The organism is Acidovorax delafieldii 2AN, assembly GCF_000175235.1.
Taxonomy (GTDB): domain Bacteria; phylum Pseudomonadota; class Gammaproteobacteria; order Burkholderiales; family Burkholderiaceae_C; genus Acidovorax; species Acidovorax delafieldii_B.
The window spans coordinates 1-22,352 of the sequence record NZ_ACQT01000040.1 but is presented as its reverse complement, the minus strand read 5'-3'; the positions used below and the strand labels follow the sequence as shown (position 1 = coordinate 22,352).

The window sequence follows — 22,352 nt, the reverse complement described above, 5'->3', positions numbered from 1 at the left end:
TCTCCGCCGCCGTGGCCGCACCGGTCCTGCCGGAGCCACCGGCCGCCACCACCCAGCCACCCACCGACGCTGCACCAGCGCCCGCGGAACGCAAAGGCTGGCTGGACCGCCTCAAGGCCGGGCTGCGCAAGACGGGTTCAAGCATTGCCACCGTTTTCACGGGCACTCAGATCGACGACACGCTCTACGAAGAACTGGAAGAAGCCCTGCTGATGGCCGACACCGGCGTCAAGGCCACGCAGCACCTGCTGGAAGACCTCAAGCGCCGCGTCAAGGAGAGCAAGACCACCGACCCGGCCGCCGTGAAGGGCCTGCTGGCCGACGCGCTGGCCGAACTGTTGCGCCCGCTGGAGAAAGCACTGGTCATTGGCGAGCACACGCCCACCGTCATCATGGTGGCGGGCGTGAACGGTGCCGGCAAGACCACGTCCATCGGCAAGCTCACCAAGCACCTCGCCACCGAAGGGGCCAGCGTGCTGCTGGCGGCGGCCGATACCTTCCGCGCTGCGGCGCGAGAGCAGTTGGGCGTTTGGGCCGACCGCAACACGGTCGAGATCGTGAGCCAGGAAGGCGGCGACCCGGCCGCCGTGAGCTTTGACGCCGTCACGGCGGGCAAGGCACGCGGCAAGGACGTGGTGCTGGTGGACACGGCGGGCCGCCTGCCCACGCAGCTGCACCTGATGGAAGAGCTGAAGAAAATTCGCCGCGTGGTCACCAAGGCCGACGCCACGGCGCCCCACGAGGTGCTGCTGGTGATCGATGGCAACACCGGCCAGAACGCGCTGGCACAGGTGCGCGCCTTTGACGATGCCCTGCAGCTCACCGGGTTGGTCGTGACCAAGCTCGACGGCACCGCCAAAGGTGGCGTGCTGGCAGCCATTGCGCAGGAACGCCCGATTCCTGTGTATTTCATCGGGGTGGGCGAAAAGCTCGAAGACCTCGAAACGTTCAACGCGCGCGAGTTTGCGCAGGCGCTGCTGGCCTGAGCGCGGCCGCACCCTGGCCCCCGCTCCGCGTGTGCAGCGGCGGGCTTGCGACCCCGCCAGCGGTCACTTGGCGGGTGTTGCTGGCGGAATGCAGCACCCTGAAAAACAGCTCCCCACCGTCAACGGGCCAGCCGGTGCGAGGACCTCACGGGGCCACCTCGCCGTCCACCCATTGCCCATAGGCCGGGCTCGCCTGCAGCCGCTGCACCACCATCTCCGGCAGCGCGTAGGGGTGCTGTTCGTCCAGCAGGGCGAGCAGTGCCTCGGCAGCGCGGGGCGCGGTCTTGCAGGTCAGCCGCCACTCGGCCTCTTCCTGCACAGCACCCTCCCAGCGGAAATGCGAGGTGATGGTCTCGACCTGCACACATGCGGCCAGGCGCGCATGCACGGCGGCCTGCGCCAGGCGGCGTGCGTCTTGCGCACTGCCGACGGTGGTGGTTACCACGCAAAGATTCGGGGTATCCGCGCCTGCGGGCATTGCATTCTCCTGCCGGCTGAGCCGGGAACTTTTCGAAGATTATCCGCTCATCTATCCATAGCTTGAAATGACTGATATTCAAGCGCAAACGGCCAATTTCATGCAGAAGTGGAGAAACCAGCACTTTGCAACAACCGGACGGGAACTCCGGGCTTAGCACTCCCTCCAAGAGAGTGCTAACATGAAGGCTTAGAGGAAAGGATTCCCGGAATGACTTTGCCATCTGGAACCGCAACGACCACCCTGGCGCCCACCAACCCTTGGGCGCTGGTGCCGCCCTTGGGCAACCTTGACGCCTACATCTCGGCCGTCAACCGCCTGCCCCTGCTCACCCACGAAGAAGAGCAGACCTACGCCCGCAAGCTGCGCGACCACAACGATGTGGATGCCGCCGGCCGGCTGGTGATGTCGCACCTGCGCCTCGTCGTGTCGATTGCCCGGCAGTACCTTGGGTATGGCCTGCCCCACGGCGACCTCATCCAGGAAGGCAACGTGGGCCTGATGAAGGCCGTCAAGCGCTTCGACCCCGACCAGGGCGTGCGCCTGGTGAGCTATGCCATGCACTGGATCAAGGCCGAAATCCACGAGTACATCCTCAAGAACTGGCGCATGGTGAAGGTGGCGACCACCAAGGCACAGCGCAAGCTGTTCTTCAATCTGCGGTCCATGAAGCAGGGTTTCAAGGCCGACGCTGCCGTGGATGCGGCCACGCACCGTGACACGCTCTCCGAGCAGGAGATCGACGCCGTGGCCACGCAGCTCAACGTCAAGCGCGAGGAAGTCATCGAGATGGAAACGCGCATGGCGGGTGGCGACGTGCTGCTCGACCCCGCACCGTCGGACGACGGCGAGCAGGCCTTCGGCCCCATCGGCTACCTGGCCGACGCCTCGCACGAACCCACGGCCATGATCGAGTCGCGCCAGCGCGATGCGCTTGCCACCGATGGCATCGCCATGGCCCTTGCCCGCCTGGACGACCGCAGCCGCCGCATCGTGGAAGAGCGCTGGCTCAAGGTCAACGACGACGGCACCGGCGGCATGACGCTGCACGAACTGGCTGCCGTGTACGGCGTGAGCGCCGAGCGCATCCGCCAGATCGAAGTCGCGGCCATGAAGAAGATGAAGACGGCTCTGGTCGAATACGCTTGAGCAGTTCCGGCCCGCACGTGCGGGCAGCAGAGATAATTCAGCGCGCAGCCCCAGGGTTGCGCGCTTTTTTTTGGGCCGGTAGCCACGGCGGCCGCCGCAGTATGTCCCCCCAGGAGATCTTCATGACCCCGTCCCCCCTGCGCCGCGCCGCCCTGGCGCTTGCCCTGGCTGCGGCCTGCAGCACCGTCCTTGCACAACCCACGGCGGCCAGCCTGGCGCTGACGACACCCGGCTGGCCCAGCAAGCCCGTGAAGCTGGTGGTGGGCTTTCCAGGCGGGTCATCGCCCGACCTCGTGGCACGCACCTTGGCAGAACCGCTGGCCAGGGCCCTGGGCCAGCCCGTCATCGTGGAAAACAAGGTGGGCGCGGGCGGAAACATCGCAGCGGATGCGGTTGCACGGGCCACCGACGACCACACCCTGGGAATCATGATCAACGGCAACATGACGATTGCCAAGCTCATCAATCCCAGGCTGCCCTACGACCCCCTCAAGGACCTGGCCCCCGTGAGCCTGATTGCCACGGCGCCGCTGGCGCTGGCCGTGCCATCCACCGCCCCGGGCGCCACGGCGCAGGAGTACTTCGCCGCAGCACGTGCCAGCGGTGACCGCTGGAGCTACGGCACCCCCGGCGTGGGGACGGTGGCGCACATCGGCATGGAGCTGCTCAAGAGCAAGGCCGGCATCAACCCCGTGCATGTGCCCTACCCAGGCAACCCGCAGGTCATCAACGCCATCATCGGCGGGCAGATCCAGCTGGCCTTGCTGCCGCCGGCGATGGCAGCGGCACAGGCCCGCGCGGGCAAGCTGCGGGTGATTGGCGTCACCTCCAGCGGGCGCAGCACGCTGGTGCCCGAATACCCCAGCCTGGCCGAAGCAGGCGTGAAGGACTTCAATCTCGAGATCTGGAACGCCGTGGCGGCACCGCAGTCGTTGCCCCCGTCGGTGGTGAAACGGTTGTCGGTGCTGTTCAGCGAAATTGCACGCAGCCCTGACGTGCGCGCCAAGCTGTTTCAGCAGGGCTGGCAGGTGACCGGCACCACGGCCGAAGGATTGGCCAACCGCGTGCGCACCGACGCGCGGGAGCTGGGCGCCGTGATCAACGCACGCGGCATCAAGGCCGAGTAAGCCCCGGCAGGCAGGCAGCACGCCGCCCAGCGGTTTGCACAGGGCGGCTGAACTTCAAGGTGGTCCGCCCCCGACACGCGTCGCTATGCCGCCAGACAGCGCGGGCGCGCGGTCAAAGATGCGCGCCTGCCGGCGATCCGGCACGCACAGTGGCAGAGGACGGTCAGCCCGCTTCCTGCAGCAGCGCACGCACATCGGCGGCCAGGGCTTGCGCGCCACTGCCATAGCGGTTGTACACACGCAGGCGGCCCGCCGTATCGTAGACATAGCTGCCCGCTGAGTGGTCCATGGTGTAGCTGGTGGGGGTTTTGCCATCCACCTTCTTGAAGTAGATCTTGAAATCCTTGGCCACCGCGGCGATCTCTTCAGGCGTCCCGGAAAGTGCCAGGAAGCTGGGGTCGAAGTTGGCCATGTAGGCCTTGAGCACCGATGGAGTATCGCGCTCGGGGTCGACGGTGACGAAGATGCCCTGAAGACGGTCGCCATCCTGGCCCAGCATCTGCTTGACCTCGGCGAGTTCTTGCATGGAGGTGGGGCAGACATCGGGGCACTGGGTGTAGCCGAAGAACACCACAACCACCTTGCCACGGAAATCCTTGAGGCTGCGTTTTTGGCCGTTGTGGTCGGTCAGCGGCACGTCGCGCGCGTAGTCGGCCCCCGTGATGTCCACCCCGCGGAACTCTGTCTTCTTTTCGGAGCAGGCGCTGAGCAAGGCGCTAGCGCTCATGGAGAGGGCGCCAACAGCTATCAATTGAAGAGCATTTCTTTTGTGCATGGCTTTCACAGGACGTAATGGTCCACCAGCAGCGCGGCAAACAGCGCGCTGAGATGGATAAGGGAAAAACGGAAGGTCTTGCGCGCCAGTGTGTCGGAATAGTTGCGCCACAGGGCAAAACCGTATCCGCAAAAACCTGCGCTCAGCGCCACCGCGGCCACCAAGTAGATCCACGAGCTCATGCCGTAGATGAAGGGCATCAGGCATCCCGCGAACAGGATCAGGGTGTACAGGAACACCTGCAGGCGGGTGAACTCGTTGCCGTGCGTCACGGGCAGCATGGGCAGGCCCGACTTGCGGTAGTCCTCGACACGGTACAGCGCCAGCGCCCAGAAATGGGGCGGCGTCCAGAGAAAGATGATGAGAAACAGGATCAGTGCCTCGGGCCCGACCTCGCCTGTCATCGAGGCCCAGCCCAGCACGGGCGGCATGGCGCCCGAGGCGCCACCAATCACAATGTTCTGCGGAGTCAGCGGCTTGAGGATGACCGTGTAGACAACGGCATAACCCACGAAGGTAGCGAACGTGAGCCACATGGTGAGCGGGTTGACCCAGAAATACAGCACGCCCGAACCCACGGCACACAGCAGGGCCGAAAACAGCAGTGTCTGCGTGTTGGACAGCTCGCCCTTGGCAGTGGGCCGCCAGGAGGTGCGCTTCATCTTGGCATCGATCCCCTGCTCGACGATGCAATTGAAGGCTGCCGCAGCACCGGCCACCAGCCACACGCCCGCGCTGGCCAGCGCCATCTGGCCCACCTGCTGCAGCGTGGGCAGGCCGGGCACCGCCAGTACCATGCCGATCAACGCACAAAAGACAATGAGCTGCACCACACGGGGCTTGGTGAGCGCGTAGAACTGCGAAAAACGCGAGGGCGTGGGAAGGGTGGAAACGACACTCATGCGGAAACTCTCGATGCACGGGAGGGTGCGAAAGACTCAAGGGGCGCAGACACCGCCCGGCTCGACGATACCGTCCAGGCCAACACCACCACCAGGGCCGCCGCACCGCCGGTGTGCAAAACCGCCGCCAGCAGCGGCCAGCCCAGCACCACATTGCTCAGTCCGGTGGCCAATTGCAGCAGCGCAAGGCCAGCCAGCCAACGCGCCTGCAAGCGCAGCGCACCGTTGGCGCGCAGCCGCCATGCCAGCCCCGCCAGAACCAGCAGCACGGCATAGGCCATCAGGCGGTGCGCATAGTGGATCGCCGTGAGGCCTGCAAAGCTGATGTGGCTACCGTCCTGCAAGAAACCGAGCGGCCGCCAGATCTGAAAGCCCTGTGCAAAATCCATCGCTGGCCACCAGCTGCCCTGGCAGGTGGGAAAGGCGGTGCAGGCCAGCACGGCGTAGTTGGTGCTGACCCAGCCCCCCAGTGCCACTTGCGCAGCCACCAGGACACCCGTACCGATCACGGCCCACCGTAGCGGTGGCGCCAGCACGGTGGGCGACACGCCCTCGGCCGCCTGCGTGTGGCGCACCGCCTGCACGCACAACAGAGCCAGCAGCACGAGGCCGCCCATCAGGTGCAGCGTGACGATGGCCGGAAACAGCTTCATGGTCACGGTGAGTGCGCCAAACGCGCCCTGCAAGCAGACCCAGGCCAAGGTCAGCGTGGGCCACCAGGGGCTTTGCGGCGGCGGCGCACCCCGCCCCCCGCGGGCCTGCCGCAGCTGCACCCAGGCCGATACGGACAGCACGATGATGAGCACACCCACGCCAGTGGCGAGATAGCGGTGGATCATCTCCACCCAGGCCTTGCCATGCGTCACCGGCCCCGTCGGCATCGCCTGTTGCGCGGCGGCAATCTCGGCCCGTGCGCCCACAGGGCTGGCATTGCCGTAGCAACCGGGCCAGTCGGGACAGCCCAGACCGGAATCGGTCAGCCGCGTGAATGCACCAAACAGCACCAAGTCAAAGGTGAGGAACAGGGTGAGAACGGTCAGGGCCTGAAGGCGGCGCCCGCGCGCGGCCCCCCGGTTGCGCCAGCCCACCCAGGCCAGCGGCCCAAGCGCGATCAGGCTGCCCAGCAGCATGAGTTGCGCGAGTGGCGCCAGGTCGTAGAGCGGCTGGGCGTCCATCAGGGTTGCCCCGGCCGGCCGGCCTCATCCCAGGACGACGAGGCACGCAACACGCGCTCCAGGTCTCGCTTGGCCTTGGCGGCCCCTGCGGCATCCATGCCCGCGGGGAAGCGCATCATCCAGTTGCCCATGGGGTCCACCAGATAGAGGTGGTCGGTCAGGGCGTGGCCTGGCGCAGGCTCCAGCCAGCGTGCAATCGCCGCGCCATCCACCCGCAGCACCGTGGCCTGTCGCAGGGCCGGTGCGATTTCTGCGGGCAAGGGGGCTGCGTCGCTGACCAGCCAGACCCAATCCACACGGTCTTTTTCCTTGCCGACGCTCTCGCGCAACTGGCGCTGCAGGTACAGGTGCTTCTGGCACGTGGCGTCGCATGCGCCGCCCGCCACACTCACCAGCAGCCACTGGCCTTTGAGAGCCGCCAGCCGCCCCTGCGCGCCCTCGGGCGTGACCGTGGATAAATCGGGCAAAGGGCGCTGGGGCTGTACGAGTTCGCCATAGTTGCGGCGGCCCTCGGGCCGTACCACGTAGTACGTGAAGTAAGAGGCCATCACGGGCGCTGCACAGACCAGCAGCACGGCCAGCATCTTGAGGCGCCCATGGCGCGTGCCTTGGGCATGGGCCACGGCGCGCTCCGGCTCGGGTAGGTTGTGCACCGTGAGCCCCAGGGGATGGTCCCCCCCGGCCTCAGGCACGAGGCCTCTGGCGTGGGCGAAGGAAGCGTCGGACGATTTGGAACCAGGCATAGAGAAGTGCAATCAGGCTGCTGAGCCCGAACCATTGAAATGCGTAACCGTAGTGTTTGTCGACACCGGCGTTGACCACCGGCCAGTCGCGCTGCAGGCCCTCGCTGCGGGGGCCGGCCTGCAGCACCGACAGGTCCATCAAGGCAAGGCCTGTTTCGGTGCGAAAGGCGGCAAGGTCCAGATTCTGCCGGATGCGCGAAGACCCCGGAGCGCTATCGCCTCCCCCCAATTCGTACAGCCGCGATGGCGGCGGTGCGATGCGGCCGACCAGATGCACCAGCCCCGGCGGGGTCTCCACCGGCGGAAGCTGCAGCCGGTCCTGAAAATTGCGCGGAGCCCAACCACGCTGCACCAGCACCACGCCCCCCCCACCCTCCAACTGCAACGGCGTCAGCACGAAAAAGCCTGGCCGCCCCTGCATTTGGCGGTTGTCGAGGTACACCGTGTGCTCGGGCAACCAGTGCCCTTCGAGTTTCACCGCGCGATGGACCACATCGGACAGAGCCCCCATGCCCGAATCGGCGCCTCCGGGCAACTGGCGCTGATGCAAGGCCGGCATCGCCGCGCGCTGGTCCAGAAGCGCCTGCAAAGCCTCCTTCTGGGCCGCGCGCGACAACTGCCACCGCCCGAGCGACGCGGTGACGAACATTCCCGCAACGGCCGCAAGGGTGATCAACCAGAAGCGCAGGCCCCAGGCGTTTTGGACAGGTGTCACGGGATAATGCGCTCCATGAAATATCTCGTTGCTATGGCGTTTCTTGCCATTCTCGCCAGTCTGGGTTCTGCGCTTTTCTTCATGATGCGCAACGGACGCGACGACAAGGCCAAAGGCAGCCACATGGCCAAGGCACTGGCGCTGCGGGTAGGTCTTTCGATCGTTCTGTTCATCGCCATCCTGGTGGCATGGCAACTGGGGTACATCCAGCCTACCGGGCTGCCCGCGACGCGTTGAGATAGCCGCGCTTCGATGCAACAAAAAAGCGCCTCGCGGCGCTTTTTTGTTGTGCAGGGCCGTCTTACATCCAATACACCAAGATGTACAGGCCCAACCACACCACGTCCACGAAGTGCCAGTACCAAGCGGCCCCTTCGAAGCCGAAGTGCTTCTCGGCGGTGAAGTGCCCTTTCTGCAACCGCAGCGTGATGACCAGCAACATCAGCATGCCCAGGAACACGTGAAAACCGTGAAACCCCGTGAGCATGAAGAACGTCGAGCCAAACACGCCCGAGCTGAGCTTGAGGTTCAGTTCGGTGTAGAGGTGGAAATATTCATACCCCTGCACACACAGGAACACGAAACCCAGCAGCACCGTGGCCCACATGAAACCGATCGTCCGGCCCCGGTGGTTTTCGCGCAGGGCGTGGTGGGCGATGGTCAGCGTCACGCCGGAGGTCAGCAGCAACGCGGTATTGATGGTGGGCAGCCAGAACGGGCCCACGGTCTGGAAGGGTTCGACGATACCGGCGGGCGAGGCGGTCGCCCCGCTCGCGATACTGGGCCACACCGCCTTGAAGTCGGGCCAGAGCAAGGCATTGTCGAGACTGCCCAGGGCCGGAACCGAATGCGCGCGCGCCCACCACAGGGCCGTGAAGAACGCGCCGAAGAACATCACTTCCGAGAAGATGAACCAGCTCATGCTCCAGCGGTAGGACAGATCGATCTTGTGGCCGTAGAGGCCGCCCTCGCTTTCGCGCGCCGCGTCGCGGAACCACTGGTACAACACGAACAGCCACCACACCATGCCCAGGGCGAGCGAGTACTTGCCCCAGTCATGGCCATTGATCCACTGGGCAGCACCCAGAATCACGAAGAACAGGCCCGCAGCCGCCATCACGGGATGGCGCGACTCGGCGGGCACATAGTAGTACGGGGTTCCGGCGGGGGTTGATGCACTCATTTCAGCTCCTGAATCTCGAAATCTTTGTTGTTGGATGGGGAGGCCGGCACAGTTCAGACCACCCAATTCACCACTGCAATCAGCGCCATCACCAATAGGAAGATGGCCACCAGTCCCACCGCAATGATGTGCAGGGGGTTGATCCTCTCCACGTCCTGCTGGTATTCACTGCCCTTGCGCAGGCCGATCAGGGACCAGGCGACCGCACGCACCGTGCGCAGCAGCGAGCCTTTGCGTTGTACGGCGGAGCCGGAGGGATCGGTGCGGCTCATGAGCCCTCCAATACCGGGTGCACCACGGTAACCGCTGTGGACTCGGGGGCTGGCGGGGTCTTGCCGCCAACTTCGAAGAAGGTATAGGACAGGGTGATGGTCGTCACGTCCTTCGACAGTCGCGGGTCGATCACGAAAGCCACCGGCCACTGCTTCTTCTCGCCTGGCTCCAGCGTGTACTGGTTGAAGCAGAAGCATTCCAGCTTGTTGAAGTGGGCCGCGGCCTGCCGCGGCGCGTAGCTGGGAATCGCCTGGGCGGCCATGCGGCGATTCTGGACGTTCTGGAATTCGTACATCACCGTGGTGAGTTCACCCGGGTGCACCTTCACCGAACGCTGCGCCGGCTTGAAATCCCAGGGACCGCGCGCATTGGCATCGAACTCCACGGTGATCGTGCGGCTCTTGTCCACCTGCGTGTTGGCAGGCACCTTCACATCCTTGCCCGCGACACCATTGCCGGGCACCTGCCGCTCGGACAGTGACAGGATGTTGATGCCCGTCAGCTCACAGATGTGCTTGTAGATCGGGATCAACGCGTAGCCGAAGACAAACATGCCGGCCGCAATCACGGCCAGCTTGCCCACCATCTTGGCGTTTTCGCGGTGAATGCTCATGGCGCAGTGCTCAACGGGACAGCAGAACGACTTTGACCATGAACCCGACGAAGAAAACAATGGCGACGGAGGCCAGAATCAGCGCCAGACGCAGGTTGCTCTTTTTCTGTTCGGGTGTCATGGCTGGGCCTTCAACCGATCACGCGGGTCGCAGTGGCGTCCAGCTTGGGCGGGGTTTCGAACGTGTGGAAGGGTGCAGGGGACGGAACTTCCCACTCCAGGCCTTCGGCACCATCCCATGGCTTCTGCGGTGCCGGTGCGCCGCGGCCCCGCATGGCGGGAAGCACCACGGCCACGAAGAAATACACCTGCGCCAGGCCAAAGCCCAGTGCGCCGACCGACGCAACGGCATTGAAGTCTGCAAACTGCATGGGATAGTCGGCATAGCGGCGTGGCATGCCAGCCAGACCCAGGAAGTGCATCGGGAAGAAGGTGATGTTGAAGAAGATCAGCGAAGTCCAGAAGTGGATCTGACCGCGGGTCTCGGAATACATCCGCCCCGTCCACTTGGGCAGCCAGTAGTACACGCCGGCGAACATGGAGAACAGCGAACCTGCCACCAGCACATAGTGGAAGTGCGCCACCACGTAGTAGGTGTCCTGCAGCTGGATGTCGATCGGGGCCATGGCCAAAATCAGGCCGGTGAAGCCGCCCATCGTGAACACAAAGATGAAGCCGACGGCAAACAGCATGGGCGTTTCGAACGTCATCGAGCCGCGCCACATGGTGGCCACCCAGTTGAAGATCTTCACGGCGGTGGGCACGGAAATCAGCATCGTGGCGTACATGAAGAACAGCTGGCCGGTCACCGGCATGCCGGTCGTGAACATGTGGTGCGCCCACACGATGAACGACAGGATGGCGATGGACGACGTGGCGTACACCATGGAGGCGTAACCAAACAGCTTCTTGCGGGCGAATGCCGGCACGATCTGGCTGATGATGCCGAAGGCCGGCAAGATCATGATGTACACCTCGGGGTGACCGAAGAACCAGAAGATGTGCTGGTACATCACCGGGTCACCACCACCGGCAGGGTTGAAGAAGCTGGTGCCGAAGTGGCGGTCCGTCAGCGTCATGGTGATGGCACCGGCCAGCACAGGCATCACGGCGATCAGCAGGTAAGCGGTGATGAGCCAGGTCCAGGCGAACATGGGCATCTTCATCAGCGTCATGCCGGGCGCGCGCATGTTCAGGATGGTCACGATGATGTTGATCGAGCCCATGATGGAGCTGGCACCCAGGATGTGCATGGCAAAAATGCCGGCGTCCATCGACGGGCCCATCTGCAATGTCAATGGCGCATACAGCGTCCAGCCGGCAGCGGGTGCGCCGCCGGGCATGAAGAACGAGCTGACCAGCATCAGCGCGGCAGGGATCATCAGCCAGAAGCTGAAGTTGTTCATGCGCGCGAAAGCCATGTCGGATGCGCCGATCTGCAGCGGAATCATCCAGTTCGCGAAACCCACGAAGGCCGGCATGATCGCGCCAAACACCATGATCAGGCCGTGCATGGTGGTGAGCTGGTTGAACAGCTCGGGGTTCACCAACTGCAAGCCCGGCTGGAACAGCTCGGCGCGAATCATCAGTGCCAGGACACCGCCGATCATGAGCATGGTGAACGAGAACAGCAGGTACAGCGTACCGATGTCCTTGTGGTTGGTGGCAAACACCCAGCGGCGCCAGCCGGTGGGGCCATGGTGGTGGTCGTGACCGTCGTGTGCGTGGCCGCCAGCGTGCCCGTGATTGTCGAGAACTGCGCTCATGTTGGATTCCTCAATACTGTGGGGCAGTGATTACTTGCCGCGCTGGGCCACAACTTCCGCCGGCTGGACCAGTTGGCCGGTCTTGTTCGACCAGTTGTTCTTGGTGTAGGTGACTACTGCAGCGATGTCGGTATCGCTGAGCTGTGCCCACGATGGCATGGCCCCGTTGTTCTGGCCTTTGAGCAGCACCTGGATCTGCTTGGCATGGTCTGCGTCGAGCACCACGGCAGCGCCGTCGAGCGGCTTGATGGGGCCAGCGCCCTTGCCGTTGGCCTGGTGGCAGGCAGCGCAGTTGGAGGCATACACCTTCTCGCCGCGCTTGAGAATGTCGTCCAGCGCCCACACCTTGGCGGGATCATCGAGCTTGGAAGCAGCCTTTTTCTTCTGCTCGGCCACCCACTCGCTGTAGTCGCCTGCGGACAAGACCTTGACATGGATGGGCATGTAGGCGTGCTCCTTGCCACACAGCTCGGCGCACTGGCCGTAGTAATCCCCCACCTTCTCGGCGCGGAACCATGTGTCGCGCACGAAACCGGGGATCGCATCCTGCTTGATGCCGAAGGCGGGCACCATGAAGGCGTGGATCACGTCGTTGGCGGTGGTGATGACACGGATCTTCTTGTTGACAGGCACCACCAGCGGGTTGTCCACCTTGAGCAGGTAGTTGGAGGGCGCCTGGCTCACGTTGCCGCTGTCGGACATGGCGCGGTGGCTGCTGTCCAGCGTGGAAATGAAGGCCAGACCTTCGCCTTCACCCGTGATGTAGTCGTAGCCCCACTTCCACTGGTAGCCCGTGGCCTTGATGGTCAGGTCTGCATTGGTGGTGTCCTTCTGCGCCACCAGCACCTTCGTCGCGGGCAAGGCCATCAGAATCACGATGATGAACGGAATCACGGTCCAAACCACTTCCACCGTGACCGATTCGTGGAAATTGGCCGACTTGGCGCCCCGCGATTTGCGGTGCTTCCAGATCGAATAGAACATCACAGCGAACACGCCGATGAAGATCACGGTGCAGATGATCAGCATCATCCAATGCAGGAAATGCTGCTCTTGCGCAATCTTGGTGACCGGGGGCGCGAGATTCAGTTGGTTGACCGCCGGGCCGCCGGGCAGGTCCTGAACGGCATGGGCTGCGGTGCCCGCCCAGGCACCGGCAGTCAGCAGCAGAGAAGCCAGTTTGTTGGAAATGCTCTTCATAGTTCTCACTTACTTCTAAGCCTCAAATAACCAGACGCTTGGCGTGCCTGCATGGGGTCAGGCAGCACGCAAGGCCCTGCGGATCTCAGATGCCAGCGCCGGGCGAAGCTCGGGACGCACGTACCGCCCCACCTCGACCGAACGCCCGTGCGCAGACAGCGTGATCAGCGAGCGGTCTCCCGCCTTGGGTTCGACATGAACCCAGGACCGGTCGAACTCGGCGCGTTCCAGCCTCCCCGCGGTCTCCTTTTCCACCACCAGGCGCCTGCCTTGCAGTGAAATCCTTTCGCCGTCCGCGGCATGGCGCCCATAGCGGACCAGCGCCAACACCCACAGGACGGCAGCACATCCACCGGCCGAAAGAGCCCAGCGCGCATCAGCTGCCTTAAAGATCGATGCCAGCGCAAGTGCCAGCGCCACAGGCAGGGCCCATGCCCATCGCCACGCGGCACTGGGGGGTGCTACCGCACAGCCACGGACCAACCGCCACTCGACAGCCTGGCCCGACACTGCGGCAAAACGAAAAATCAGACTCGTCAACGCAAACCCAATCTGCGGCCGTCGCACCAAAACGGTGCACGGAAGGTGCTGCAACTCTCAACAATCGAGAATTGTAGCGTGCCTTGTTCTATGTCATTGACAAGACGTTACGAGTTAACCCTAGTACCGCTTTCGCGCAACATGGACCTCATGTCCTCAAGGGATACCGCGCTGCTGGCGCTGACCCGCACCCTGGGCTTGGGTTTGAAGGCATGGCCGTAGATGATTTCGAACGTCAGCCCCAATTGGCCATCGTGGGCCGGATCGGCCAGCTTGTCCTGTAAAACTTCGTGAAGGCGTTGGCGCCAGTTGCGTCCGCGCAACGCAGGAAAGCGCTGGGGGTGCAGGTTGCATCCCAGCTCGGCGAGCTCATCAAGCAGCCGCTGGGGCGTGGCAAAGGTCAGGCGGATGCGCTCCATGTCCATGACCGGCTCGGCAAAACCGGCCTGCACCAGCATGTCGCCCCAATCGTGCATGTCGGTAAAGGCATGCCCGGCCGGGGGCCAGCCGAGTTCGGCATAGACCGCATGCAGCTCTTTCGCGGTGTCGGGCCCGAGGCAGGAAAACATCAGATAGCCGTCCACCGCCAGCGCACGGTGCCACTGTGCCAGCAAGCCCTGCGGGTCGCTCGCCATGTGCAGGGCCATGTTGGCCCAGAGCATCTGCACCGAACCCTCGGGCGGCAGCCCGAACCGCGGGCGCGCCGCGGTCCACCGCGCGGGGCTCCACCACGGACGGCCAAGCGCCTGAATCGCCACTGGCAAGCAGTGTGCGGAGGTCTCAACGACCTGGCACAGTGCCTGCGGATAGCGGGCCCCCACCAGCGCATGGCCGCGCAACCCTCCGCGCACGGCGTCCCAATGGCACCAGGCACCAGGCGCCTGGCGGATCCACTGCAGCCGGTCGTCCATGCGCCGCGCCACCTCCTCATGCAGCCATGGCGAATGGGCAGGGGCGGCGGCGTGCCAGCGCGCGGCGGCAATGGGGTCGATGGTGGGCGGATGCTCGTTGGACATGGGCTTCAGAAATGGGCAGACGAGTATATTGACTGGATGTTTCACAAGCTGCTGACAGGGGCATCACGGCACCTCGCAGCGCTGGCGGGTCGAGTGCCCAGCCGCTGCGCCGTATGCCACGCCTGGCCCGCAGGCCGCGTGTGCGATAGCTGCGCTGCCCGGTTTGCCCAACCCAGGCCACGCTGCATCCGTTGTGCCATGCCGGTGCATGGCGGCGCGGTCACCTGCGGAACGTGCCTGCGCGAGCCGCCGGCGGTCGACACCTGCCTGGCCGCAGTCGACTATGGATACCCCTGGGCCGGCGCTATCGCGCAATACAAATTCAACGGCGATCCGGGTTGGGCGGCCACGCTGGCCATGCTGCTGCGCAGCACCCCGTGGGTGGAGCCGGCGCTCGAGGCCGCCCAGCTTGTGTTACCCATTCCCCTCTCGCGGCAGCGCATGCGCGAACGCGGTTTCAACCAGGCCGCCCTGCTGGCCAGGCACCTGGCGCACGGCAAGGTGGACAACGGCGTGCTACTGCGCCTGCGCGCCACCGAAGCCCAAAGCGGCCTGCCGCGCAGCCAGCGCCTGCGCAATCTGCGCGTTGCCTTCGCCGTCGAACCCGCCCGTGCAGCCGGCTTGCGCGGGCTGCGGCTGGTGCTGATCGATGACGTGATGACCACGGGCGCCACGCTGGATGCTGCCGCCCGCGTGCTGCGCGAAGCAGGCGCTGCGCACATCACGGCGCTGGTGGTGGCGCGGACTGACCGCACCTGAAACCTTTGTTTACGACGTGTGCGCGCCACCCGCGCACGTCCACACGACAATAAGAATATGTTCCATATCGTTCTGGTTGAGCCCGAAATCCCACCCAACACCGGCAATGTGATCCGCCTTGCCGCCAATACGGGCTGCACGCTGCACCTGATCGAACCGCTGGGCTTCTCGATGGAGGACCGTCTCATGCGGCGCGCAGGGCTGGACTACCACGAATACGCGCAGGTTCTACGGCATCCGGGATGGACTGCCTTCTTGCGCCAGGCGCAGCCCGACCCGGCGCGCATGTTTGCCTTGACCACGCACGGCACCCAGACCGCCTTCGAAACCTGTTTCCTGCCGGGTGACTGGCTGGTATTCGGCGCCGAAACGCGGGGCCTGCCGCCCGAGCTGCGTGAGACCTTTCCGCCAGCGCAGCGCCTTCGCTTGCCCATGGTGAGCGGCCAGCGCAGCCTGAACCTTTCGAATGCAGTGGCCGTCACCGTGTTCGAAGCCTGGCGCCAGAACAGCTTCGGCGCTGCCGGCGCGACCGCTGCAGCAGACCTTCTGGCGCACGTACCCTGAGCCAGCCCTGCCGCAGGCTGCGCGTGCGTGCTTTGAAGTGCGGGTGCGGAAAAAGCGTGTGGATCAACCGAGCGGGATGCCTGCCGCGGCCCAACGGCCCGCCGGTGCGGCACACCACCGCATGCCCTTCCCAGGACCCTGCCCCGCACGGCCCGCGCTCCCCCGGATGGCTGCCCACGGAATGAGGCCCCGCACGCCGCCGTGCGTCCGATGCCGCAGCGCGCACCCCTGGCTCACGCGCCCTGGCGCCCCACCATCAGGCGCTGCGAATACTCGCTGACGAAATCCACGAACACCTTGGTGCGGGCCGGCATCATGCGCCGCGATGGCAGCGCGGCATACACGGTATAGCGCGAAAAGATCCAGTCCGGCAGCACATGCACGAGCGCGCCGGAGGCCAGAAAGGGTGCGGCCAGCAAGCGGGACATCACCGCCACGCCCATGCCATCCACGGCGGCGCGCAGCAGCACGTCCGTGCTCACGCAATGCAGTACCACTTCCATCTCCACCTCCTGGGCCGGACCGCTGCCCTGCGCCGGCTGCAGGCGCAGCTTGCGTGCCGCACCGTTCGTGGTGCGGCTCACCTGCCCCGAGTCGCGCAGGTACTCGTGGTTCTGCAGGTGGGCTGGCTCGGTGGGCAGCCCCATGCGGTGCAGGTAATGCGGGGCTGCGATGACGATCGCCTCACCCTGGATCATCGGCCGGGCCACGATGTTGGCGTCGTAATCCTCGCCCGCCGCCATGAACGTGACATCGAACTCGTCCACACGCGACGAGGGGAAGGGGTCCACCAGAATATCCAGCAAAAGCCGCGGGAACCGCACGTGCCACTGCGCCACCATGGGCGCCAGGAAATGCGTGGCCAGCACCGGGGCGGCCAGAACGCGCACCGTGCCGCGCAGGTCGCGCGTGCTGGCCACGGCCGCCGCTTCGGCGTCTTCGATCTCGTGCAGGATGGCGCGCACGCGCTGCAGGTAGGCCTCGCCCGCGTCCGTCAGCGCGAGCTTGCGCGTGGTGCGCTGCAGCAGACGCGTGCCCAGATGCTGCTCCAGATCGGCCACCAAGCGCGTGACCCCCGGGGGAGACAGATCGAGCGCGCGGGCGGCGGCGGCAAAGCTGCCCTCTTCCGCCACGGTCTGGAATACGCGCATGGTCAGAAGTCTGTCCATTTGGGCAATGAAATAGTTGTTGCGGCGGTGATTATTTCAGTTTTGCGAATTATTCATTGCCGCCAAGGCGGTTTTTCCCGGGGTTAACCCTCGGTACAGTCACTTCCATCGATGAGCGACACCGTTAACGGCACTCACCGAGGCAGGACAAGACCGGCGCCAAACACCGTGCCTTGCCCGGAGGAACTGTCTCATTCTTGAAGGAACCACCATGAACATGCACCGCACCCTGACCGTCGCCGCCACCCTTGCACTGAGCGCCTTTGCCGCGCAGGCACAGTCCGCCGCTCCCCATGAGAGCGATTGGTCCAACTACCCCGCCACCGTCGAAGCCCCCAGCACCCTGACCCGCGAAGCCGTGATTGCCGAGCTGGTGGCGGCACGCAAGGCCGGCACGCTGCCCCGTGACGGCGAGTGGTACAACGTGCCCGCACCGATCAATACGCAGTCCGGCACCGTGCTCACGCGCGAAGCGGTGCGCGCCGACGCCATGGCCGCCGCCAAGGCCGGCACCATCGTGCACGGCGAACAATAAGCCCGGCAGGCCGCCTCGGCGGCCCTCAGCCATCGGCACACCCGGCCTGCAGGCACCCGCTTGCAGGCCTTTTTCATGTGCGCTGGCCGTGCGGGCAACCGCTGGTCACGCCCGCTGGCGGCCAGCGCTCAGGGTGCCGCGCCGTAACTGCGCGACAGCGACTCGGCCACGCACACAGGCTTGTCGCCGCCCTCGCGCTCCACCGTCACGAGCCAGGTCATCTGCAGCCCATCGGGGGCCTGGGGTTCGGTGGCCTGCAACACCAGCCGCGCACGCAGGCGGCTGCCCACCGGCACGGGTGCAGTGAAGCGCACGCGGTTGAGGCCGTAGTTGACCCCCATGCGCGCGCCTTCGATGCGCAAACCTTCCTCGAAGAACCGGGGAATCAACGACAGCGTGAGAAACCCGTGGGCGATGGGCGCGCCGAACGGCCCTGCCTTGGCGCGTTCCGGGTCCACATGGATCCACTGATGGTCGCCCGTGGCCTGGGCAAACAGGTTGACCTGTTCCTGCGTGATGGTGATCCAGTCGGTCACGGCGACCTCCTGGCCCACGCAGGCGCTGACTTCAGAGTAGGAGTGGAAGGTTTTCATGCGGCCAATGTAGCGCCGCCCTGGCGCTCCACATGTCGGGCGAGCGACAGCAGCCAAACATGCGGCCAGCACAGCACGCCCACGTGCCACGGTGCCACGCGTCAGGCGTCAGGCGTCCAGCCAGGCACAGATTCCCTGCCACTGCTCCAGATCGCGCGCGACGCGGCCGGGCGCCACGTCAAAGAGCGTGAGCCCATGCGCCGCCAGGTGCACATAGTTCTGCGTATCGCGCAGATAGCCCAGCACGGGAAAGCCCAGGCTGTCGACAAAATGGTGCAGTTGGTCGGCCGCGCGGGTGCGGGCGTCCACGCGCATGCCGACAATGCCCACCTGCACGCCGGCGGCATGGCGGTGCTCGGCCAGCTGGTCAAGAAAGCTGCGCGTGGCAAAGATGTCGAACACGCTGGGCTGCAGCGGCACGACGATGCGGTCGGCCATCTTGAGCACGTCGTTCAGACGCCAGCCGTGCAGGCCCGCGGGGGTGTCGAGCACGGCATGCGAGCCCTTGGGCGGCTTGGCGATCACGTCGGCGCTGATGTCCCAGGTGCCGATGGGGCGCGCGGCGGGCGGGCGCAGACCCAGCCACAGGCGGGCCGACTGCTGGCGGTCGGTGTCGCCCAGGATCACCGAATGCCCCTGGCGGGCCCAATACCCGGCCACATTGGTGGCCAGCGTGGACTTGCCCACACCGCCCTTGGGATTGGCAACAACGACTACAGGCATGGCACGACCTCCCTCCATCCGTTGGCACATGAAATTTTGAGTAAAATCGGGCTGATGCGCTCGCCCCTTGGGCGCAAGCAGCTATCAAAAAAGAAGCAAAACCATCTCAGGCATGCTGGCCGCCGCGCTTCACGAAGAACAGCCCCGCGCCCACCGCCATCAGCAGCCCGCCAAACACCCGGTTCTGGGTGCGCACCGCGCGGGCGCTGCGCATCAGGCTGCGCAGCGCACTGGCCCCCGCAGCGTAGCCGTGCATGACCGTCACGTCCACCGCGACGGTGGTGGCGGCCATCACCAGCAACTGCATCCACAGCGGGCGGGAATCGGTCATGAACTGCGGCAGCACCGCCACCATGAAGATGATGCCCTTGGGGTTGGTGGCGTTCGTCAGAAAGCCGGTCAGGCAGCGCTTTTGCCACGGACCCGCCGGTGCGGCCTCGTCGCCGTGCAGGGGCGACGCCGCGCCCGCGCGCCACTGGCTCCAGCCCACATAGATCAGATAACACGCGCCCAGCACCTTCACCACGCTGAAGGCCACCTCGGACGCGAGCAGCAGCGAGCCCACGCCTGCGCCGGCAATCAGCAAAATCAGCAGCAGCCCCATCTGCAGCCCCAGGATGGTGGCGCCGGTCTTGCGCACGCCATACGACAGGCCATGGCTCATGGACAGCACCGCCCCCGAGCCCGGAGACACCGCAATCAGGCAGGACGCCGCGAAAAAAGCCAGCCAGGTATGCAAGTCCATGGAGAAAAACCGGAACGATGGGGAGGGGCCCGCATCTTAGCAACGCCGGGCCCCACCGTCATGCCCGCAAGCATGACATGGCTCAAGCGCTCGCCAGCAAAGCGCCACCAGCTACAATAAAAGGAGCATTCGGCCACAATGCCAGAATTGGCGGCAAGCAGCCCGCGGCGGCAAACCATTCCAACGCCCACACACCTTCCATGGAAAACGCACCCTCCTGGCTCACTTACGGCTTCGTGTACCTGAGCGCTGCCGTGCTGGCCGTTCCACTGGCCCGGGCGCTGGGGCTGGGCGCCATCATCGGCTACCTGGCAGCGGGCATCGCCATCGGCCCCTGGGGCCTTGCATTGGTGCGCAATGTGCAGGACATCCTGCATTTCGCCGAGTTCGGCGTGGTGCTGATGCTGTTCCTCATCGGGCTGGAACTGCAGCCCAGCCGCCTGTGGGCCCTGCGCCGCCCCATCTTCGGCCTGGGCAGCGCCCAGGTGCTGGGCTGCGCCGCCGCACTGTTCGCACTGGCCTGGCTGGTAGGCCTGCCCTGGCGCGTGAGCCTGGTGGGCGCCCTGGGGCTGGCGCTGTCGTCCACCGCGATTGCGCTGCAGTCGCTCACCGAGCGCAACCTGCTGCGCGCCGGCAGCGGCCAGGCGGCGTTCTCCATCCTGCTGTTCCAGGACGTGGCGGCCATCCCCATCCTGGCCCTGCTTCCGCTGCTGGGCGCCGCCGCCGGCGAAGGCCCCGGCCACACCCCGGGCGACCTGGCGCTCGAAGCACTCAAGATCGTGGGCGTGGTTGGCGCGATCGTGCTGGGCGGGCGCCTGCTGCTGCGCCCCCTGTTGCGCTGGATCGCCAAGAGCCGCACGCCCGAGATCTTCACCGCCGCCGCGTTGCTGCTGGTGGTGGCCATTGCGATGCTGATGGTCACCGTGGGGCTGTCGATGGCGCTGGGCGCGTTTCTCGCCGGGGTGCTGCTGGCCGACAGTGAATACCGCCAGGAACTCGAAGCCGACATCGAGCCTTTCAAGGGACTGCTGCTGGGCCTGTTCTTCATTGCGGTGGGCATGAGCATCGACTTTGGCGTGCTCATGCGCTCGCCCTGGCAGATGGCCGCCCTGCTGGCGGGCTTCCTGGTTGTCAAGGCCATCGTGATCTTCGGGCTGGCGCGCGTGGCCGAAATTCCCTACCAGGAGCGCCCCGTCTTCACGGTGCTGCTGGCCCAGGGCGGCGAGTTTGCCTTCGTGGTGTTCCAGGCGGCCGCGGGCGCCCACGTGTTCGCGGCCGAGACCGCCTCGCTGCTCATCGGCGCCGTGGCGCTGTCCATGCTGCTGAGCCCCCTGCTGCTGGCGCTGCTGGACCGCGTGCTGCTGCGCCGCTTTGCCCAGGTGAAGGCGCCCAAGGCCGCCGAGATTTCGGAGCCCCAGGAGGCCCCCATCATCATTGCCGGCTTCGGGCGCTACGGGCAGATCGTCTCGCGCGTGCTGCTGGCCCAGGGCATCCCAACCACGGTGCTCGACCACAGCGTGGAGATGCTGGAAGTGGCGCGCACCTTTGGCTACCGCGTGTTCTATGGCGACGCCACGCGGCTCGACCTGCTGCGCACCGCCGGCGCCGAGCGCGCGCGCATCCTCGTGGTGGCGGTGGACGACCCCGACCAGTCGCTCAAGATCGCCAAGCTGGCGCGCGCACATTTCCCGCACCTGCAGATCGTGGCACGCGCACGCGACCTCACGCACTGGAACAAGCTGCGCGACGTGGGCGTGACCCTGGTGCAGCGCGAGCTGTTCGAGTCCAGCCTGAAGAGCGCACGCACGGTGCTGGAGCTGATGGGCCTCTCGCCCGCCGAGGCCACCACCTTCACCGAGCGTTTTCGCACCCACAACATCGCGCTGGCCGACCGCATGTACCCGCACCACAAGGACCAGGCCAAGTACATCGCCGTGGCGCGCGAAGGCCGCCACCAGCTGGCCGAGCAGATGGCCAAGGAGCGCGATGCGGTGGCAGCGGCAGGGGTGGCGTACCCGGGGTACGCGCAGACCGATGGCCGCGACGCGACCGATGGCCACAAGAGTGCTCACGATGCCGAGGGAAAATAGGCGGCAGCGCTGATCCACCGGTCGCGAGCCGCTATTGAACGCATAGCGCCGTTGCCCTCCTGGCAGGCCGCGCTCGCAGGCGGAGGGCACGCGCGGGCCCCTTGCCGAGCCGACACGCGTCCGACAGGCAACCTGCCGCGTCGCCATGGCATCCCTTCCTGCCCCCCCGCCCTTCGTCGCCAATGGCAAGAGTGCTGAAAATAGGTTGCAGCGCTTATGCAATGGACATGACCCGCTATTGAGTCCATAGCATCATTGCGTCGTGGAGGGCTCGCTCGCAGGCGGAGCCCCTTGCCGAGCCGACATGCATCCTGCCGCATCGCCGTGGCTCCCTTCCAGAGCCCCACCCGCGCACCAGGAAAAAGCAACCTGCGTGCGTGCGCTTCGCGTGGACCGGTCCGGCCGTGGGCTCGCCAAGTCCTGAAAATGCCTGGAAGGTGAGGCGCTGCGCGCTCTTGCGCTCTGGCGCCCTGGCGCCCGAGCCCGAGCCCGAGCCCGAGCCCGAGCCCGAGCCCGAGCCCGAGCCCGAGCCC

26 protein-coding genes are annotated in these 22,352 nt (G+C 65.6%); 8 read left to right on the top strand and 18 right to left on the bottom strand.

Annotation, left to right across the window (positions count from 1 at the left end; all coding sequences use genetic code 11):
• Positions 1-986, top strand: a 986-nt coding sequence (ftsY, locus tag ACDELDRAFT_RS08175) for a signal recognition particle-docking protein FtsY (RefSeq protein WP_005795421.1), incomplete at its 5' end; no start/stop codon positions are given.
• Positions 987-1,131: 145 nt separating this feature from the next.
• Here ftsY and cutA read toward each other — a convergent pair.
• Positions 1,132-1,464 carry a divalent-cation tolerance protein CutA gene (gene cutA / locus ACDELDRAFT_RS08170; protein ID WP_005795419.1) on the bottom strand — a complete coding sequence of 111 codons (333 nt, stop codon included), beginning with the start codon at positions 1,462-1,464 and terminating at the stop codon, positions 1,132-1,134.
• A gap of 210 nt (positions 1,465-1,674) precedes the next feature.
• Between cutA and rpoH the strand changes: the two genes are divergently transcribed.
• A complete protein-coding gene (gene rpoH, locus ACDELDRAFT_RS08165; protein WP_005795417.1) occupies positions 1,675-2,613 on the top strand; it encodes an RNA polymerase sigma factor RpoH in 939 nt (312 codons plus the stop codon).
• Between the two features lie 122 nt (positions 2,614-2,735).
• The gene (locus tag ACDELDRAFT_RS08160) at positions 2,736-3,740 is read left to right on the top strand and encodes a Bug family tripartite tricarboxylate transporter substrate binding protein (RefSeq protein WP_005795416.1); all 1,005 of its coding nucleotides are present in this window, start codon (positions 2,736-2,738) and stop codon (positions 3,738-3,740) included.
• 163 nt (positions 3,741-3,903) lie between these two features.
• On the opposite strand, the gene ACDELDRAFT_RS08155 is transcribed toward ACDELDRAFT_RS08160, so the two are convergent.
• Genes ACDELDRAFT_RS08155 through ACDELDRAFT_RS08135 form a run of 5 tightly spaced genes read right to left on the bottom strand, consistent with a single transcriptional unit; the run spans position 3,904 to position 7,984 of the window.
• Entirely contained in the window at positions 3,904-4,467 is a 564-nt protein-coding gene (locus ACDELDRAFT_RS08155; protein ID WP_005795414.1) for an SCO family protein, read from the bottom strand.
• A gap of 53 nt (positions 4,468-4,520) precedes the next feature.
• Positions 4,521-5,417 carry a heme o synthase gene (gene cyoE, locus ACDELDRAFT_RS08150; protein WP_005795413.1) on the bottom strand — a complete coding sequence of 299 codons (897 nt, stop codon included), beginning with the start codon at positions 5,415-5,417 and terminating at the stop codon, positions 4,521-4,523.
• Positions 5,414-6,592, bottom strand: coding sequence for a COX15/CtaA family protein (locus ACDELDRAFT_RS08145; protein WP_005795412.1), 1,179 nt, complete (start codon positions 6,590-6,592; stop codon positions 5,414-5,416). Before ACDELDRAFT_RS08145 ends, cyoE begins: the two co-directional genes overlap by 4 nt.
• Complete coding sequence (locus ACDELDRAFT_RS08140) at positions 6,592-7,335, bottom strand: hypothetical protein (RefSeq protein WP_005795410.1); 744 nt, start codon at positions 7,333-7,335, stop codon at positions 6,592-6,594. The genes ACDELDRAFT_RS08145 and ACDELDRAFT_RS08140 overlap by 1 nt, the downstream gene beginning before the upstream one ends.
• Entirely contained in the window at positions 7,277-7,984 is a 708-nt protein-coding gene (locus ACDELDRAFT_RS08135; RefSeq protein ID WP_005795409.1) for an SURF1 family protein, read from the bottom strand. The genes ACDELDRAFT_RS08140 and ACDELDRAFT_RS08135 overlap by 59 nt, the downstream gene beginning before the upstream one ends.
• Before the next feature lie 81 nt (positions 7,985-8,065).
• Here ACDELDRAFT_RS08135 and ACDELDRAFT_RS08130 point away from each other — a divergent pair, with 81 nt between their 5' ends.
• Entirely contained in the window at positions 8,066-8,287 is a 222-nt protein-coding gene (locus ACDELDRAFT_RS08130; RefSeq protein WP_040328494.1) for a twin transmembrane helix small protein, read from the top strand.
• A gap of 64 nt (positions 8,288-8,351) precedes the next feature.
• On the opposite strand, the gene ACDELDRAFT_RS08125 is transcribed toward ACDELDRAFT_RS08130, so the two are convergent.
• The 8 genes from ACDELDRAFT_RS08125 to ACDELDRAFT_RS08095 all read right to left on the bottom strand — a co-directional run bounded on the left by ACDELDRAFT_RS08125 (position 8,352) and on the right by ACDELDRAFT_RS08095 (position 14,641).
• Complete coding sequence (locus tag ACDELDRAFT_RS08125; RefSeq protein ID WP_005795406.1) at positions 8,352-9,233, bottom strand: cytochrome c oxidase subunit 3; 882 nt, start codon at positions 9,231-9,233, stop codon at positions 8,352-8,354.
• 53 nt (positions 9,234-9,286) lie between these two features.
• A complete protein-coding gene (locus ACDELDRAFT_RS08120) occupies positions 9,287-9,505 on the bottom strand; it encodes a DUF2970 domain-containing protein (RefSeq protein WP_005795404.1) in 219 nt (72 codons plus the stop codon).
• Positions 9,502-10,119: a cytochrome c oxidase assembly protein gene (locus tag ACDELDRAFT_RS08115; protein WP_005795402.1), complete on the bottom strand. Its 618-nt coding sequence runs from the start codon at positions 10,117-10,119 to the stop codon at positions 9,502-9,504. The genes ACDELDRAFT_RS08120 and ACDELDRAFT_RS08115 overlap by 4 nt, the downstream gene beginning before the upstream one ends.
• Positions 10,120-10,129: 10 nt before the next feature.
• Positions 10,130-10,240 (bottom strand): cytochrome oxidase small assembly protein, encoded by a 111-nt coding sequence (locus ACDELDRAFT_RS25615; RefSeq protein WP_005795400.1) that lies wholly within the window; start codon positions 10,238-10,240, stop codon positions 10,130-10,132.
• 10 nt (positions 10,241-10,250) lie between these two features.
• Positions 10,251-11,885, bottom strand: coding sequence for a cytochrome c oxidase subunit I (gene ctaD, locus ACDELDRAFT_RS08110; RefSeq protein WP_005795398.1), 1,635 nt, complete (start codon positions 11,883-11,885; stop codon positions 10,251-10,253).
• A 30-nt stretch (positions 11,886-11,915) separates the two neighbouring features.
• Complete coding sequence (coxB, locus tag ACDELDRAFT_RS08105) at positions 11,916-13,085, bottom strand: cytochrome c oxidase subunit II (protein WP_005795396.1); 1,170 nt, start codon at positions 13,083-13,085, stop codon at positions 11,916-11,918.
• Positions 13,086-13,142: 57 nt separating this feature from the next.
• A complete protein-coding gene (locus ACDELDRAFT_RS23980; RefSeq protein WP_081470093.1) occupies positions 13,143-13,625 on the bottom strand; it encodes a DUF2244 domain-containing protein in 483 nt (160 codons plus the stop codon).
• A gap of 107 nt (positions 13,626-13,732) precedes the next feature.
• Positions 13,733-14,641, bottom strand: a complete 909-nt coding sequence (locus ACDELDRAFT_RS08095; RefSeq protein ID WP_005795392.1) for a hypothetical protein — start codon at positions 14,639-14,641, stop codon at positions 13,733-13,735.
• A gap of 36 nt (positions 14,642-14,677) precedes the next feature.
• Between ACDELDRAFT_RS08095 and ACDELDRAFT_RS08090 the strand changes: the two genes are divergently transcribed.
• On the top strand, positions 14,678-15,400 hold the full coding sequence (locus ACDELDRAFT_RS08090; RefSeq protein ID WP_040328486.1) for a ComF family protein: 723 nt from the start codon (positions 14,678-14,680) through the stop codon (positions 15,398-15,400).
• Positions 15,401-15,457: 57 nt separating this feature from the next.
• Positions 15,458-15,964: a tRNA (cytidine(34)-2'-O)-methyltransferase gene (locus tag ACDELDRAFT_RS08085; RefSeq protein WP_005795389.1), complete on the top strand. Its 507-nt coding sequence runs from the start codon at positions 15,458-15,460 to the stop codon at positions 15,962-15,964.
• A gap of 233 nt (positions 15,965-16,197) precedes the next feature.
• On the opposite strand, the gene ACDELDRAFT_RS08080 is transcribed toward ACDELDRAFT_RS08085, so the two are convergent.
• On the bottom strand, positions 16,198-17,133 hold the full coding sequence (locus tag ACDELDRAFT_RS08080; RefSeq protein WP_005795387.1) for a LysR family transcriptional regulator: 936 nt from the start codon (positions 17,131-17,133) through the stop codon (positions 16,198-16,200).
• A gap of 211 nt (positions 17,134-17,344) precedes the next feature.
• Here ACDELDRAFT_RS08080 and ACDELDRAFT_RS08075 point away from each other — a divergent pair, with 211 nt between their 5' ends.
• A complete protein-coding gene (locus ACDELDRAFT_RS08075; RefSeq protein WP_005795385.1) occupies positions 17,345-17,668 on the top strand; it encodes a DUF4148 domain-containing protein in 324 nt (107 codons plus the stop codon).
• Positions 17,669-17,796: 128 nt separating this feature from the next.
• On the opposite strand, the gene ACDELDRAFT_RS08070 is transcribed toward ACDELDRAFT_RS08075, so the two are convergent.
• The 3 genes from ACDELDRAFT_RS08070 to ACDELDRAFT_RS08060 form a co-directional block, all read right to left on the bottom strand.
• Positions 17,797-18,261: a MaoC family dehydratase gene (locus ACDELDRAFT_RS08070; RefSeq protein ID WP_005795384.1), complete on the bottom strand. Its 465-nt coding sequence runs from the start codon at positions 18,259-18,261 to the stop codon at positions 17,797-17,799.
• 108 nt (positions 18,262-18,369) lie between these two features.
• Positions 18,370-18,984 carry a ParA family protein gene (locus ACDELDRAFT_RS08065; protein WP_005795382.1) on the bottom strand — a complete coding sequence of 205 codons (615 nt, stop codon included), beginning with the start codon at positions 18,982-18,984 and terminating at the stop codon, positions 18,370-18,372.
• 106 nt (positions 18,985-19,090) lie between these two features.
• A complete protein-coding gene (locus ACDELDRAFT_RS08060) occupies positions 19,091-19,729 on the bottom strand; it encodes a LysE family transporter (RefSeq protein WP_005795380.1) in 639 nt (212 codons plus the stop codon).
• Positions 19,730-19,929: 200 nt separating this feature from the next.
• Between ACDELDRAFT_RS08060 and kefC the strand changes: the two genes are divergently transcribed.
• The gene (kefC, locus tag ACDELDRAFT_RS08055; protein WP_005795378.1) at positions 19,930-21,819 is read left to right on the top strand and encodes a glutathione-regulated potassium-efflux system protein KefC; all 1,890 of its coding nucleotides are present in this window, start codon (positions 19,930-19,932) and stop codon (positions 21,817-21,819) included.
• The last annotated feature ends 533 nt before the right edge of the window (positions 21,820-22,352 follow it).